The 14,742-nt window shown below is 38.6% G+C and carries 15 protein-coding genes and 1 pseudogene; 6 read left to right on the top strand and 10 right to left on the bottom strand.

The window, feature by feature from the left end; all coding sequences use genetic code 11:
• Nucleotides 1–19: 19 nt before the first annotated feature.
• The 3 genes from CDO84_RS12025 to rapE form a co-directional block, all read right to left on the bottom strand.
• On the bottom strand, nt 20–1,912 hold the full coding sequence (locus CDO84_RS12025; protein WP_040082464.1) for a T7SS effector LXG polymorphic toxin: 1,893 nt from the start codon (nt 1,910–1,912) through the stop codon (nt 20–22).
• Between the two features lie 223 nt (nt 1,913–2,135).
• Entirely contained in the window at nt 2,136–2,270 is a 135-nt protein-coding gene (gene phrE, locus CDO84_RS12020; RefSeq protein ID WP_014114495.1) for a phosphatase RapE inhibitor PhrE, read from the bottom strand.
• Entirely contained in the window at nt 2,260–3,387 is a 1,128-nt protein-coding gene (gene rapE, locus CDO84_RS12015; RefSeq protein WP_040082465.1) for a response regulator aspartate phosphatase RapE, read from the bottom strand. Before rapE ends, phrE begins: the two co-directional genes overlap by 11 nt.
• Nucleotides 3,388–3,785: 398 nt before the next feature.
• Here rapE and CDO84_RS12010 point away from each other — a divergent pair, with 398 nt between their 5' ends.
• A complete protein-coding gene (locus CDO84_RS12010) occupies nt 3,786–4,040 on the top strand; it encodes an ASCH domain-containing protein (protein ID WP_052438145.1) in 255 nt (84 codons plus the stop codon).
• A gap of 123 nt (nt 4,041–4,163) precedes the next feature.
• Nucleotides 4,164–4,736, top strand: a complete 573-nt coding sequence (locus CDO84_RS12000; RefSeq protein WP_040082467.1) for a cupin domain-containing protein — start codon at nt 4,164–4,166, stop codon at nt 4,734–4,736.
• Nucleotides 4,737–4,958: 222 nt separating this feature from the next.
• On the opposite strand, the gene CDO84_RS21410 is transcribed toward CDO84_RS12000, so the two are convergent.
• The 6 genes from CDO84_RS21410 to CDO84_RS11975 all read right to left on the bottom strand — a co-directional run bounded on the left by CDO84_RS21410 (nt 4,959) and on the right by CDO84_RS11975 (nt 10,441).
• Nucleotides 4,959–5,303: a hypothetical protein gene (locus tag CDO84_RS21410; protein WP_156122884.1), complete on the bottom strand. Its 345-nt coding sequence runs from the start codon at nt 5,301–5,303 to the stop codon at nt 4,959–4,961.
• Nucleotides 5,304–5,853: 550 nt separating this feature from the next.
• Entirely contained in the window at nt 5,854–6,255 is a 402-nt protein-coding gene (locus tag CDO84_RS21690) for a hypothetical protein (RefSeq protein ID WP_232465396.1), read from the bottom strand.
• Between the two features lie 344 nt (nt 6,256–6,599).
• Nucleotides 6,600–7,271 carry a glycosyltransferase family protein gene (locus CDO84_RS11990; protein WP_040082469.1) on the bottom strand — a complete coding sequence of 224 codons (672 nt, stop codon included), beginning with the start codon at nt 7,269–7,271 and terminating at the stop codon, nt 6,600–6,602.
• Nucleotides 7,268–7,975: a class I SAM-dependent methyltransferase gene (locus CDO84_RS11985; protein WP_052438147.1), complete on the bottom strand. Its 708-nt coding sequence runs from the start codon at nt 7,973–7,975 to the stop codon at nt 7,268–7,270. Before CDO84_RS11985 ends, CDO84_RS11990 begins: the two co-directional genes overlap by 4 nt.
• A complete protein-coding gene (locus CDO84_RS11980; RefSeq protein ID WP_040082470.1) occupies nt 7,962–9,068 on the bottom strand; it encodes a glycosyltransferase in 1,107 nt (368 codons plus the stop codon). The genes CDO84_RS11985 and CDO84_RS11980 overlap by 14 nt, the downstream gene beginning before the upstream one ends.
• On the bottom strand, nt 9,065–10,441 hold the full coding sequence (locus tag CDO84_RS11975; RefSeq protein ID WP_088299194.1) for a glycosyltransferase: 1,377 nt from the start codon (nt 10,439–10,441) through the stop codon (nt 9,065–9,067). Before CDO84_RS11975 ends, CDO84_RS11980 begins: the two co-directional genes overlap by 4 nt.
• A 482-nt stretch (nt 10,442–10,923) precedes the next feature.
• Here CDO84_RS11975 and CDO84_RS11970 point away from each other — a divergent pair, with 482 nt between their 5' ends.
• The 4 genes from CDO84_RS11970 (at nt 10,924) to CDO84_RS11955 (ending at nt 14,215) form a co-directional block, all read left to right on the top strand.
• Nucleotides 10,924–11,607 carry a CotZ-related putative spore coat protein gene (locus tag CDO84_RS11970; RefSeq protein ID WP_052438148.1) on the top strand — a complete coding sequence of 228 codons (684 nt, stop codon included), beginning with the start codon at nt 10,924–10,926 and terminating at the stop codon, nt 11,605–11,607.
• A 75-nt stretch (nt 11,608–11,682) separates the two neighbouring features.
• The gene (locus tag CDO84_RS11965; RefSeq protein ID WP_040082472.1) at nt 11,683–12,030 is read left to right on the top strand and encodes a DUF3992 domain-containing protein; all 348 of its coding nucleotides are present in this window, start codon (nt 11,683–11,685) and stop codon (nt 12,028–12,030) included.
• A 50-nt stretch (nt 12,031–12,080) separates the two neighbouring features.
• On the top strand, nt 12,081–12,953 hold the full coding sequence (locus CDO84_RS11960) for a collagen-like protein (protein WP_088299193.1): 873 nt from the start codon (nt 12,081–12,083) through the stop codon (nt 12,951–12,953).
• 497 nt (nt 12,954–13,450) lie between these two features.
• Nucleotides 13,451–14,215, top strand: coding sequence for a YqcI/YcgG family protein (locus CDO84_RS11955; RefSeq protein WP_088299192.1), 765 nt, complete (start codon nt 13,451–13,453; stop codon nt 14,213–14,215).
• Nucleotides 14,216–14,460: 245 nt separating this feature from the next.
• Here the strand turns inward: CDO84_RS11955 and CDO84_RS11950 are convergent.
• A pseudogene (locus CDO84_RS11950) lies at nt 14,461–14,624 on the bottom strand (DUF255 domain-containing protein); the annotation flags it as partial.
• Nucleotides 14,625–14,742 lie beyond the last annotated feature (118 nt).

Raw genomic sequence — 14,742 nt, 5'->3', positions numbered from 1 at the left:
CACTTTCACTCCGAATTATTTAATCATTTAAGGTAGGGAAAAAATTTGTTATTTCTCCAGTAGCTTCATCAATATAACCTTCAAACTTGAGACCATTTTTAGCGTATCCAGTTACTTTTCTCCCGACTACTTCTCCATTTTTCATTGCTTCTTCTCCCCACTGCAACATTTGTTCGTTTGAGATCTTCTCGGGATCATAAACTGTCTTTGGAGTACGGACTTTTTTTAGTTCTCCAGGTTTGATATTTCCTTCTCTATCTAATGCAGGTAAACCATATTCAATTTCATAGATACCATCAATTGTGGGGTGTTCTCTTTTTGAAATTATACAACTCTCTAAATCCCAACCTTTATCAATAAATGCCTTTTCAAAATTCTGTAGATTGTGACCGCCGACAATTCCTTTATTTTTCTTTCTAACTATATCTTCTACCTCAACTAAATGGGTATCATATCCTTGCCTAAAAGTAACATTTATTTTGTGAAAAGCATTATTTTTTTCTTCTTCAATTATACTTTTTAACAGTGGTGTGTTTTTAACGTTATGAGTATTCTCAATATCTTGTGCAATTCCTACAAGTGCAGGTTCATATCTGTTTTTAAAAAAGGGATTAATAAGGTTGTTTCCTTTTGTAATTCCTTTATTCACATGAGAAGCGGCTGTTCCACCTTCAACCACTTTACCCACTTTTGAGAGCTTAGTAGTGGTTTGCACTGCGGCACCTGCACCTTTTGGACCAACGATATTACCGACCGCATAACTGATATAATGTGCTCTTGTATATGCATTGCCATTTATCATTTTATCATTCCATGAATCGACGATGTTTGTCCAAATTATTTTAGGGTAGGAGGGGACACTTAAGACTGTTGTGATTGTTTTTGCAAGTTTTAGTTCCATAGGGAGCTGTGAAAATTCCCATGCGCCTACAACCAAGTCCTTGATGCCATATATCGTATCATCAATCGCATCGTTAAGCCCATCATTAACCCCATCGATGATATCCAATGCCGTTTTACCCGCATTGATTACACTTTCACCGACGGACTTCAGCTGTTTTGCTTGTTCTAGCTGCACCACATACTGTAACTGTGCAGGTTCAAGGTTCTCATACCCGATCTTCTTCGCAATTTCTAAATACTCATCCGGATCTGAGACACCATTCGCAAGCTTTTTCTTTAAGTCTTTTATCTCGCGTTCCTTCGCTTCCTTTTTCTTAATCGTCAAATAAGCTTCCGTTCGCTTCTCAATATCGCCTTTTTTCTTATGTATATCACTCTCACGGTACGCCTTGGCGTTATAGTGAATGGGTGTAGCGTTTTTGCCTTTGCCCGTTGCTTCTTGGAGCTTTTGGAAGTCTGACTTGATGAATTGTTCATTTGGTTCTGACATAGCATATTCTGTCAGTAAATCTTCGTCAAGGTCACCTAGTTTTTCAATTGTTTTTTTGCGTTTATCATTGGCATCTGCAAGCTCATCCTTGAAGGTTTCTGTTGAAAACAAGTCGAGCGGGAGGATGTCGTCGATATCGTTTAGAATATCTTTCATGGCTTTTTTCTGTTCAGACATGATGGACTTTGATTTTTTATGGGCGTTAGCCAGTTCATGTTCTAAAAAAGATTCTTCAATATAAGCATCAGAGAGACCTTTGTCCTCGACAGCCCCGGCAATGCTATTAAAAAACGCGATCTTCATGTCAATGTAGTCGATCCATTGATCAGTTACACCAACATGATCGTGATAGAATGCTTTAATGTTATTAGCGCCTTTACCTGAGAATTCGCTGTCGTCAAGTTCAGCAACGCTTTGTAAAGCTTTTCTCAAGTTGACCATTTGCGTCCTTAGTTCTTTATATTCTTTGGCGCGGTCTGTAGCTTCAGACATAAGTGTTTTAGCTTCAAAGACTTTCATAATCATACCCTTTCATTTAATCATATAACAAAATATTACCATGGAAGAATGATGAAACTAAGTGTTATGTGGATCAAAGGGTGGAAATGAATCATTCGATCTGTGTCTTTTGATCTAGTTTTTGGGGTTTGACCAGCTTTTGTGAAATGCTTTTCATGGCTAAAATAAGAAAAAGCCGTTATGAAACGGCTAAAGGGAATCAGAACTAATGTTGTTTATCGAATCAAACAAGGAATTCATGAGTAGGTGCTAGAGTTACATTCCGGGATGCTTCCTTCATTTCGCCATTAGACATAGATCCGAAAAAGGCAAGTCCAATTAAAACGGCGGATAAACTGATAAACAATTTAGATTTCATACATGCATTCCCCTTTCGATATTTGCTTTTGAGCATATACCATCTTCTTGAAACAGATGATACTATCCTCTATTTTTCCATTATAATCGAAAAGGTTGCCTCCTAACAATTCCAGCTCTTCCAGATAAGGGTATCCTTTGCCATTCTCTAAACGAGAGAAAATGTTGAGGAGTTTAGGTGTATCGCCATTTCTTATATAAAGAACGTCTAATGCTTCAAATAAGTTCATAAAAAGTTCGTCTTTAAAATCTACAGCACTTCTTATTCCTTTGCGGAAGCAATCCATTGCTTGTTCTTTTTTGCCTTGTTTAAAATAAATCAATGCTAGGTCATGATAAGCTTGCGGAAGTACGTCAGAGTTAATTTTTCTGTATTGAACCAAGGCTTGTTCGATGTAACGAGCAGCCTTATTTAAGTTGTCCATTTTGTGATAGCAGTTGCCGAGGTTGAAAAATGCAGTGGCATAGATGTGAGTATTTTTACTTTTAAGTAGCTCGGCACCTTTTAAAGCTTCTTGAAGGTGGGGGAGAGCTTTTTCATGGTTTTCAAGGTCATCGTAGTTACCGGCAATGACAAAATGGCACTGAATACGCCGAACAGAATAAAGTTCATGTTTTTTATAGATGTTGTATGAAAGTTCAGCGTAGTGCATTGAGATGTGAGTCATTTTCATATGATAATAGACTTCGGATAACTTAAAATAAAACTCAGCTTTTTCAATCTTGTCGGAGATCGTTGGAATTTTGCGTTCAGCTTTTTTGTAATATGTAATGGCCTTTGTGTATTTACCGTTTCTAAACTCATACATCCCGCGGAAGAAGTTATAATAATATGCCCGCATATTGTCTAGTTTTTTCTTATGTCCTTCGATTTTCTTCAAATATTCTGAAAGTTCCATTCGGTTTTCATCAGATGGCAGCGTGTATTCCAACATGATTTTATGGCGAAAGGCCATCAATTGATAATAAATAATTAAATCTTGATCTTCTTCCATAACCTCTATATCGCGTTCTATTTCAGCTTTTAACATTTCAGCATCAGTTACGTTGAATTTTTGAATATGCCTATGCCATTCATTAATTTTCATTCCCACTTCAGCTGATGTGATTGATATCAAGATATTCACCCTTCCCTTAACTCTGCTAGTAATGTAAATATTAACAAGTTTTCATTCGGAGAAAAAGGCAATAGGGCACCGCAATTTAAATTTTCGGTGAGACCGCAATAACTTTTTGCCTGCTCTAATCAAAATAGTCTATGCAGATTATTTTAGGGATTTTACAAACCTGAATTTAGACAAACACAAATATGATACGTGGGGCCTATCGTGTTACTAATATCGTTGTTTGAATTAGGAAATATAGGTGAAGATAAGTAAAGAATTACAAACCTCGTTTGTAGCGCTATCGAAGAGATAAATCTAAAGAACAGGGAAAAGGGGACAAACAACAGATTTTCGTATACCCGTTTGTAGTACTATGTAAATGTTCAAAAAACATTTAGGAGTGTAGACCTTTGATAATCCATCATATAAAAGTGTCGTCCGATGTATTTGATGTCTTGTTAACAAAGGTCAGTGAAATTCAACTTGCAGAAAACGATTATAGGGTCGGCGATAAATTGTTCATTCGTGAATCAAACGGTGATCGAACAAAACGTTACTTAGAAGTCGATATTATAGAAGCATCTAGTGCAAATAAATCAGGGTTTATGAATATAGGTTTTATGAGAATTCGTAAAGGGACATACAAAGCAGGTCTTTTTAAATAATACATTTTACATTATTTAAGACGTCCATTTTTGTGTTAAATATGAATTTTCTTGATTTAGCACACTCCCTTAATAAATGCATAGGATACTATCACAAAAATTTATAATTGTGGGGATCAAAATATGTACTATATACCTTTTTCGCCTCAATGTTATTATTATGTGACTGTACCGATGTATAACGATGGAAGATCTAATTATTGGACTATTCCAAATGAGATGGAGCACGTACACAGATGTGCCGATTTGCGCTCTTCTTATGAAGATAGAAACCTTCTCTTAAAGGATTATGGATCAAAGCCATTTGTTGTAAATATCAATAGAGCCACAAAACAAAACAATACGTTCCGTACTGCCTTATGGACAGGAAAACATTTTCAAGTAACTTTGATGAGTATCGGTATTGGAGAAGATATTGGTTTGGAAATGCATTCAAACGTCGATCAGTTCTTACGGGTTGAGCAGGGGCGAGGGATCGTTAAAATGGGGAAGAGCAAAGATAATTTAAATTTTCAAAGAAATGTCTATGATGATTCTGCCATTGTTATACCTGCTGGCACTTGGCACAATGTGATTAATACAGGTAATACGCCGTTAAAACTATACTCAATTTATGCTCCTCCAAACCATCCATTTGGTACAGTTCATGAAACCAAAACGGATGCAGTGGCTACGGAACGTGAGCATAGGTATTAAACAGAAGGTTGAGGAATATTGCATCTCACATCGATACGAACCACGGGAATTTCAACAAAATAAAATAGGCTTGTTTTAGTATTATTTTAATAGATATCCCATTAATCAGCATTGAATTATTATTACTTTTCAAGGGTTTTAAAGATGTTTATTTAAAATAAAAAATACCTTATGTTAGTTTTTAGATTGAATGTTGTTTAACTAACATAAGGTTTAAAATGATTATTTATTAATGGTCACTGTTTTTGAAATTGGTTCACCGTTTGAAATAATAGTCGCTGTAACTTCAATAGTATTCCATGAATCTGATAAGACTTTGCCTTTTGAAGAGAATTCACCTAAATTATTGGTTTTAACCGCAATTGGTTTAACAATACTATTAGAAGAACTTGTCAAGGTAACATTAACATTTTCTAATGGTGTTGAATTACATGTTACTGTACCGGTAATTTGGAAATAACTATTATGCGGTTTAGAGACTTCAAGTGAAAGTTCAGGACAGCTGTTAATAATGATCAAATCCTCTTCTCTAACAACTCTTCTCCCACATCCACAATTTTTTCTCATAATTACTCACATACCTTTTTCAATAATATTTGTATTTAGAAGTTTTGAGTACAAGTATCACATGGACCACCTGTGTTTTTAAAGACTACATTGTCAACAAGTGCTTGACCGCCTGGGGCAGGGTTTCCAATGTTTTGGAAAGTAATACACGCAGTAGTTGCTCCTAGTGGTGCACACACAGTTAAAGTATAATTTTGGAATACGCTTTGAGGTTGGTTAGATTGTGCAACAATATGCGGTATATTATTTGTGAATATTGGGTTGGTTGTTACAGTTCCTCCAGCAGTGCCCGTATTCGTAATTAGTGGTGGACACGGTTGAGGAGGGAAAGATACCGATGCAACTAAGATACCTCCATCTCTAACATCGCCTGCAAAGGTAAGAGTATAGCAGCAGCCTCCTGAAACAGGAACTACTTGGTTTACGAATCCTGGTGTTGCTACTGTTCCTACAGGCGGGTTAGGATCTAGACCCAAAATGCTGACTGCTTGAAGTGTAGGCGTTGTTGGACTCCCTACAAATCGGCCACTATGAGAATCTGGAAAATCTACTACTGTAGCCTCATCTGATGTCCATGAAGCAGGTGGTGCTTCTGTGGCTGAAAGATCGAATCCAGGGTTGACCAGAAGATTTGTACAAGGGCAGCAAGCTTCACCAGTCGGTCCAGTTGCACCAGTTGCGCCAGTTGCGCCAGTTGCACCAGTTGCACCAGTTGCACCAGTTGCGCCAGTTGCGCCAGTTGCACCAGTTGCGCCAGTTGCGCCAGTTGCACCAGTTGCACCAGTTGCACCAGTTGCACCAGTTGCACCAGTTGCGCCAGTTGCGCCAGTTGCACCAGTTGCGCCAGTTGCGCCAGTTGCACCAGTTGCACCAGTTGCACCAGTTGCACCAGTTGCACCAGTCGGTCCAGTTGCACCAGTTGCGCCAGTTGCACCAGTTGCACCAGTTGCACCAGTTGCCCCTGGTGGTCCTGGTGGCCCTGGTGGTCCCGACGGCCCGGTCGGTCCGGGTCTTCCAGGTATTCCAGCAGGTCCGCGCCTTCCTGGGATGCCTATTGTTCTAATACAACAACAATGACTTAAACATTCTCCACAACGATTACATCGTTTATTGTTTGACAAAGAATACACATCCTTTATATATTTCTTTTAACTCGTAGATATTATATAAAGAATGAAAAAAAGCGTTAGTGTGTTTGCCGTGTTTTTTTATAGATTTTTAACTAAAATATATATAGACGAAAACAAGAAACCTACTTTAAAAAGTGGTTTCTTGTTGTGATCGTTATAATACTTATCATTGTTTGAAATATTCCTTCAAATATTTTTTGAGGTAATAAGAATACTGGTCAGAATCAAACTCATTGCCACATGCATGTAAAACCCATGGCTCTTTCTGATGGGGTATACCAACTGCATATCCTTTTTTTGTAAACTCAAAGCATTGAGAAATATCATATAAATGCCACCCGTCAAAAATCTCTTTTCGCCATGGAACATCGTACTGAGTCGCCAGCAATAAACCGTCTAATGCTTGAACTTTTTTGACAGTTTCATCAATTTCATCAAATAACAAATAGCTGTACGTACTGCGGTATTCAATGACTTTTCCGGCTTTTTTAGAAGCCTCCCACCAAATCCCGCTTTGCGGCACTTCTTCAGCTCCGATGACACCTATCATACCTAGGCCATCATTTTGCTGAAAGACATAAAGGAGATCATAAATAAAGTTCCTGTTGATGATAAATGTGTCCTGATGTAAATACACTTTATATTTTGAATCTGAGTCCTGCATGGCCTTATGGTATCCTGAGGCCATACTGTCTGCGTTGCGTATATTGATCAATTCTACTTTCATATGCGGCGGTACAGAAAGAGATTGGATATGACGCTGACAGAGATCATAAAGGGTGTCATCATTCACACATGTAATGAAGCTGATTGAGTGTTGATTTACATGCGGGTTCATCTTTTCTCGGCCTTTATGATATATTGATAGGCTCTGGCTTCCTCCTCGAAATCTGTGTGATAAATCCCCATGCATGCTCTGACGTGAGCCAGTTTCCTGATCATTTTTTCATAATAGTGAGTCGTGAAGGGAATAGGCTCAATTTGGCTGATCTTGTAGCCTGTTTCATGAAACATCTTTCTCATTTCCTGCAGAGTGAAAAAACGGAAGTGTGTTTTATCAAGCAGCCCAGCCTGTGTATACGTCCATTTGCCGGACAGCAGACTTTCAAAAATCGAGATATGGCTGATATTTGGGATGCTTGCCAAAATGCTTCCTGTCTCTTTTACATAAGGCTTGAGGTTACGTAAAACTGCCCACGGATCTTTTAAGTGTTCCAATACATCTCCGAATATGAGGTAATCAAAAGTGTTTTTTTGAAAAGGCAGCTTCAGTGTTTCGATGTCTTCTGTTATCACTTCGTCAATGTGGCGCGCGGCTTTTTCGGCAGCGGGCGGATAGGGTTCGATCCCGTAATAGGAGCAATTCGTTTTTTCCTTAACAGCTGCGCCAAACAAACCTTCAGCGCACCCGACTTCAAGAATGGCTTTTGCATGAGGTTCTATTAAATTAAAAAGTCTCCAATTAATCCCTTTGTAATATTCGTTATCTTTTAGATGATATTCTTTCATAGAATTAGCTTGTGGCTTTTTATTGATTTCCATGTTGTTCACCCCCTGAAGCATCCTGACATTGAAGTATATTTTCAAAGTACTGTTTGTTAGATAACATTCTTTCATCTTGAGGACGGTATTGTAAAGCACTCTCATTATGTTTATAGGCTAGCTGATGCTGGCCGAGTTTATCGTAGCAGACAGCTAATTGGAGGTGGGGAAGCCAGGTGGCGCAGGCTCGGTTTTGAAAAGCTAGACTTTCTCCGTCTTTGTTGTCTATTGCTTTTTCATACCAATAGACTGCGCTTTGAAAATCGTTTTTCTCTAAGAAAGAGTATCCCAGCCTGCAACAGGTTTCAGCTTTAGGTGGTCCGTAGATGAGCGTGTGAAGTACCCAGCTTAATTCTTTTTCCTTCAGTCCCAATGAATGATAGCAATCTCCCAATTTATAGCATGCTCTGATATTATCCTCGACCCATCCCTGCTTTGTTTGTAAAAAACGTAAATAATATTCGATTGCTTTTTCGATTTTACCGTGATCACAGAGCTCATTTGCATAGTAGAATAGATCCCTTGGTGAAAATTCTTTCCCGGATGAAACCATACTTTCATAAATACGTAAGTTTCGACCTGTTTCATGGCTAAGCGGCATGTGAGAAACGGCTGCTTCACTGTGGTGAAGATTGCCGTATACCTCCAAGTACTCGTGGACCGCGCCGATCCACTTAAAGCCCTTTTCCCGTTTGACAAGCCGATACCTTCTTAAGCTGGATGTGACATTATTTGCTTCGTCAAATGCAAGATGGTATTTCATTGAGACCGCGTCGATGTTCAGGTCAAGCGTCCTTTTTAAATCCACTAACAGCTCTTGATCCTTCTCTGTAAATACGTCATCGGCATCAAGCCATAAGATGTAGTCGGATGTCGCCTGCTGGAACGAAAAATTTCGGGCCGCCGCAAAATCGTCAATCCATTCAAAATCAAAAATTCGGTCTGTATAGCGGGCAACAATGTTTTTCGTTTGATCTGTTGAGCCGGTATCCACAATGTTGATCTCATCCACAATCTCTTTGACAGAATCTAAGCAGCGGCTAATAACAGCTTCTTCATCCTTCACGATCATACACAGACTTATCGAAATCACAACGCGGCCTCCGTTTCATTTTGTTTTTTCTTGATGGCATGGACAAACATGCAGTCAATATGAGCATGTGTTGACAAGTGATCCACAGGCAGGCCAAACTGTCGGGCGAGAAATTTGAGTTCCTGTAAAAACAGCTGGATCTTCGGTTCAGGTACGGCGGAATGGGGATTGATTGACTTTAGCTCATAAAGATGTTTTGGAAAAAGCGTGTTTACGTTTTGAGGTGTAATGAAGTGAGTGTGTAAAGGTGTTCCGCATAATAATGAGTAAAGCGTGTCTGCATAAGCTGTGTTCGGGATGCTGCAAATCAACGAGCCAGAAGGCTTGAGGTAAACGGAAAGGGCCTCAATTGTTTGCTGGGGATGCGCCGAGCTGTTCAAAAGGTCTCCTATCAAAACCGCATCAAAAAAAGCCTTCGGATAAGGAAGTTCGCATGCTTTCGTATCAGCCGAAATGACTTGTTCATAATAGGCGCTTGCTATACTCCGTAATATCGCATCCTCTTCAACGCCGTACAGTGTACAGGTTTGCCGATTCAGAAGCTCTGCGCCAGCAGCTCCCGCCCCGCAGCCGATATGGAGGATGGAACGGGAAGCGGAAGGCACGAGCTCCTTTAGGTCTGGCTGAGGATCGATAAAAGCCGTTACATCCCGCTTCCATTTATCTATGAATGTTTGGCGGTTGACCTGATATAACCGGCTGATGCTTAAATCCGAATTACCAGAAAATGTGGCATGCCCGTGATGATGCACAAACGAGTCAAGGGCGATTTTTAGCTGATATCCTGCTTGCAGGGCGCGTAGACATAAGTCATCGTCTTCAAATGAACCGCCTTCAAAACGTTCGTCAAAACCGCCGATTTTATCCAGGACTTCTTTTTTTGCTAGAAGGCAAAAACCGACCAGCCGTAAAGCGGCTTTTGATTCGCCTTGATGTTGTCTGCAGTAGCCCTGAGAAAAATGCTCGATTTCTTCTATGCTGGTGTAATCAACCGGAATTTGCTGGGCGCCGCTGACATAATTGCTAACAGGCCCGACCATGCCGGTTTTTTCATCTTGATAAAGCAGCTTGATCATTGGCTCCAGCCACTGATTTGTTACGATAGTGTCATTGTTTAAAAAAAGAATATTGTCCCCTAAAGCATTTTCAAGACCCTGATTGCAGCCTTTCGCGAAACCTTCGTTTGCTTCGTTGAAAATTGTTTTAATCGAAGACATCTTTTTAAGGTAGTCTCGTGTCCCGTCATGAGAGCCGTTATCTACAACAATGATCTCTATACTGTTATGATTCGTATGCTTCCATATGCTCTCCAGGCATTGTTTTGTTAAATCCAATTGATTATAAGTCAGCACAATAATACTCGTTTTCAACATACCTCAACTCCTCTTCGTAACAGTTGGATACTACATATATATTTTATTGTTCAGAGGGAATGATTCCATCCTGTAAAAAAGGGAATGGTGATCATTTAAAGACGGGCTGTTAGAATTGTTGATTGGTCCTGCTCACTAATAAAATTCATGGTTAATAAATGCTCTAATCTAACCAGACTAATGGTGTATTAAAAACATGATGATAAGCTAATAATTGAAATGAATAAATTGCTTACAACTAGTTAATTGGAGTTTGCTTGTTATTTAATTAAATTTTATCTGGATGTTAAAAAACAATGGAGTTATCGAGACTTGTAGTAATAATACTGAAGTTTAAAGCTTTTCTCTTTTTGGGTCTACTTTAATAGGCATGGTACTAAATATTTGTCATAACAAACAAGTTAAGGGTTCAGTAATGCACAATTAGCCTTGCATCGCATAATATAAGTTATAAAAAGCCACTTTAACTTGAAAGCAATGAATTGAGTTGGTTGAACTTGACGTGCTCCATTATTGAAAAACTAAAAAGAATTCAAAACAATGAAAAACAATTAAAAGTTGGTGAATGTTTTTATGTAACACCAATTTTTTTAATTACCCAGGAGGGTGAACATTTCTTTGCATCTGGGATATCCAAGGGTATTTCATTTCAAACATGTTATTTTACAGTTGTTTCAGTGAATGAACTACAAAATTGTGCCGTACTGGAACTACTAGTTCCTTGTTGTTTAGAATCTATATGTGCTAATAAAGTTTTATATCGTTCAGAGTCGCGTATTCTGATTGATATTTCGTTTATTTGTGGGATTGGTGAACTTAATATTCCAGTGTATGATTATTTGGTTATAAAAACAACTATAAAAGATACCTTTAATATATGTTTTTCAACACCTGAAAATAAGTCCAGTATTTTATGGAACAATGTATCTAACATTGATAACACTGCTACAGTCACTCTCCATCACAAAGATGATAAGAATTCAACTATTAAGATTTTTCTTCAGACTAAAAAGAATATAAGTTCATTAAGCGTAAGAAAAGGTGAATGTATTGCCATTACGGTTAAAGATCTCGAGTGTCTTAAAGTAGATTCATCAAATCAAATATTACATGCTCTATTAGAAGTTCAATTGAACCACATTAAAAAGACTATCAGATATTTTTAAATGTGGTTGATTATCCAATCCAAATCGTTTTTTATAACATAAATTATAAAGATTAATTGATTTAGGAGGATTATTATGGCGATGCTAGGCGGTTGTAGTAACGAGCAAACAGGATTTGTCAACGATGCAGTGTGCTTCACGATTGATTTGGGGGATACTGGAGCTGTAGCTACACCAGTTTGGGAAGATGGAACTTCTTTTGTTATAAATGGAACAATAATGGTAGAAAACAATGGAATTGTTGGTGTAGGTCCCACAGCTTCACTTACAGTTAACGGAACTGCAGTAACAGGGTTTACAGTAGCTCCGGGTGAAAGTAGATCAATTACTTTAAATGATATTAACTCAATTGGTATTGTAGGAACAGGAGGTACTGGGACTGCAAATGTAACTGTTTCCTTTTCACTTAATTATCAATATTAATGAGTTTGCATCTTTTAATTCACAAACTTTTACTGAAAGTAGTGACATAAATGTGCGCTCAGCTTAACGCATGTGGCGGTATTAGGGGGCCAACAGGTGCAACAGGAGTAACAGGAGTAACAGGAGTAACAGGATCAACCGGAGCCACAGGTGCAACTGGAGCCACGGGAGTAACAGGATCAACCGGAGCCACAGGTGCAACTGGAGCCACGGGAGTAACAGGATCAACCGGATCAACCGGAGCCACGGGAGTAACAGGATCAACCGGAGCCACAGGTGCAACTGGAGCCACGGGAGTAACAGGATCAACCGGATCAACCGGATCAACCGGAGCCACGGGAGTAACAGGATCAACCGGAGCCACAGGATCAACTGGAGCCACGGGAGTAACAGGATCAACTGGAGCCACGGGAGTAACAGGATCAACTGGAGCAACGGGAGTAACAGGATCAACCGGATCAACCGGAGCCACGGGAGTAACAGGATCAACTGGAGCCACAGGTGCAACTGGAGAAACAGGATCTCCTGCGCCTATTTTCTTCGACCAATCAGCAATACCATTGCAGGTTTACCCGCCTATAAATACAGAAGTGACAGTATTAACGTTTACTGTACCAGTAACCAATGGACAGAGGATTAAAGTTGATATTTCTGCAGACATCCTTGCGAATACAACAGCTAATTATAATATAGCAGGATCAACACGGTTACGGAGAAATGGAACATTATTAACCGAAGTCCCATTTATTAGATCAGGAACAGGTGCAGGTAATCAAAGCTTTGTAGTATCAACAACTTATGTGGATACAATAACAAGCACTGGAAATAACACTTATACGGTGAATATAATTATAACTACAGCTGGAAATATAACGAGTGTGGCAGTTGATACACGCGCAGGAAATGCAACAAGACAGATTTAATATAGACATACTGATAAGTTCTTTCATGAACTAATAGTGAAGATATCAAACCACATTAATATCTCCTGTACTTTTCTATTATTTAAATGAAAAACACTGTTGCAGAATGTAATTTAGAAGTCTATGACAAGATAACTTGGTTAAAGTAAATTGACTGCATGTGTAAACACTAGCATTACGTTATGTGTAGCTATACGAACTTAACACCAAAAACAGGTTGTTAGCCCCAAGTATTTGAAGGTGAAAATACAGATAATTTATTGGAGTTTAACATTAAAAAATCCAGAAGGTTCAGCATTCGTCGTTTTGAGGGCTGAGTGTGTATTAACAGCTAAACGCGAAACTGATTCTGGATTTTTCTTGATAAGCAAATTACTTAGCCATTAAACCATAACCATTTAATTAATATTCATTCGGATTTACGAAAAAGTAATTAGGCATTCACCTCCTTCGTGCTCCCGCAATACATTATCATAAATGCCTCGGAGGTGGATTTTTTGACTGAGTTATATGCCAAAAGTGATCTTGAAAAAATTAAAGAAACGCTACCTGGTTGGCAAAGGGATTCGTTTAACTATTTGAGTGAAAAAATAGGTGATAAAGAAAATAAATTTCCTTGTATACCGGGAAGGCAAGCATTTTTAAGCGACCAGTTGCGGATTGCTTTTGTCGGTGATCCAAGGAATCCTGAAACTGCGAAGGAATTAGCGCCGTTGCTTACTCGGTATGGAACTATTTCACGAGAGACAGGAAAGTATGCATCATTAACTGTAATATTTCATACACTAGAAGAATTACTGACTGATTACAAAATTGAGGATTACGAATCGTTGTTTTGGCAGTTGCTCAATTCATTGAGTATGGAAGATCCAGCTGATTGGCCAGATGATATACCAGAAAATCCAGAGCACTTTCAATGGGAATACTGTTTTAATGGAGAACCATATTTTGTTCTGTGTGCTACACCGGCTCACAGCAAAAGAAAAAGCAGAAGTTTTCCTTATTTTATGTTGACGTTTCAGCCTAGGTGGGTTTTTGAGGAGCTAAATGATACTACTGCATTTGGACGAAATATGAGTAAGCAAATTCGAAAAAGGCTTGAGGCATATGATGAAGTACCAATCCATCCGCATTTAGGATGGTATGGAAAAAAAGACAATCTGGAGTGGAAACAGTACTTCTTGCGGGATGATGAAAATCAAGTGTCACAATGCCCTTTTATGAAAATGAAGAACATATTCAAAAAGAAAAGGTCTGATTAAATTGATTAAAACCTTATGTGGAAGGAAGGATGGATTGAACGGGTTATAATCTTCACATAGGGTTTTAATCGATGATAAATCTGTGTGCTCTGACTACATACGTATTATCTCTAATTATTCGATTCTACATATTCACAAAAATTATTTAATGTTTTTTTCTTGAAATTAGAAATTAGCGTTTACGATCTCCGTTTTTGGTCTTCACTTTAGATAGATATGGCATCAATGGCATGTGCGTATAGCTACCCAATAGATACGAGAACAGGTTTGTTTTCGCGTTTCGCTTTTTCAAATGTTTCTTCTCCCCAAGGGAACCAGTTTACAGGGTTTTGAGCATGTTGAAGTAAGTAAGGAGACTTCTCAGCATTAGTCTATTGAGTTTATTGTGACAAGGTGGGTTCCTATTTATTTGAGTTTTGTTTGCCCATAACGAAACTCCAGACTAGGAGCCACATTTATAATGTACGATGAATAAGCGTTTTCATATCATTAAGACTGTGTAAGCTGAATGGGGAGGATCACTCCTT

It is taken from the genome of Bacillus sp. MD-5 (assembly GCF_002201875.1).
GTDB classification, from domain to species: domain Bacteria; phylum Bacillota; class Bacilli; order Bacillales; family Bacillaceae; genus Bacillus; species Bacillus stercoris.
Note: the sequence above shows the minus strand (reverse complement) of the source record. Positions and strands in the feature narration are given on the sequence as shown.

Bases quoted from the DNA above. Each gene is read 5' to 3' on its own strand.
- CDO84_RS11975 (WP_088299194.1), bottom strand. From the start codon at position 10,441: ATGTTGAAAACGAGTATTATTGTGCTGACTTATAATCAATTGGATTTA.
- CDO84_RS12025 (WP_040082464.1), bottom strand. From the start codon at position 1,912: ATGAAAGTCTTTGAAGCTAAAACACTTATGTCTGAAGCTACAGACCGC.
- CDO84_RS11960 (WP_088299193.1), top strand. From the start codon at position 12,081: ATGTGCGCTCAGCTTAACGCATGTGGCGGTATTAGGGGGCCAACAGGT.
- CDO84_RS11985 (WP_052438147.1), bottom strand. From the start codon at position 7,975: ATGGAAATCAATAAAAAGCCACAAGCTAATTCTATGAAAGAATATCAT.
- CDO84_RS11965 (WP_040082472.1), top strand. From the start codon at position 11,683: ATGGCGATGCTAGGCGGTTGTAGTAACGAGCAAACAGGATTTGTCAAC.
- CDO84_RS12000 (WP_040082467.1), top strand. From the start codon at position 4,164: ATGTACTATATACCTTTTTCGCCTCAATGTTATTATTATGTGACTGTA.
- CDO84_RS21410 (WP_156122884.1), bottom strand. From the start codon at position 5,303: ATGAGAAAAAATTGTGGATGTGGGAGAAGAGTTGTTAGAGAAGAGGAT.
- phrE (WP_014114495.1), bottom strand. From the start codon at position 2,270: ATGAAATCTAAATTGTTTATCAGTTTATCCGCCGTTTTAATTGGACTT.
- CDO84_RS11990 (WP_040082469.1), bottom strand. From the start codon at position 7,271: ATGAACCCGCATGTAAATCAACACTCAATCAGCTTCATTACATGTGTG.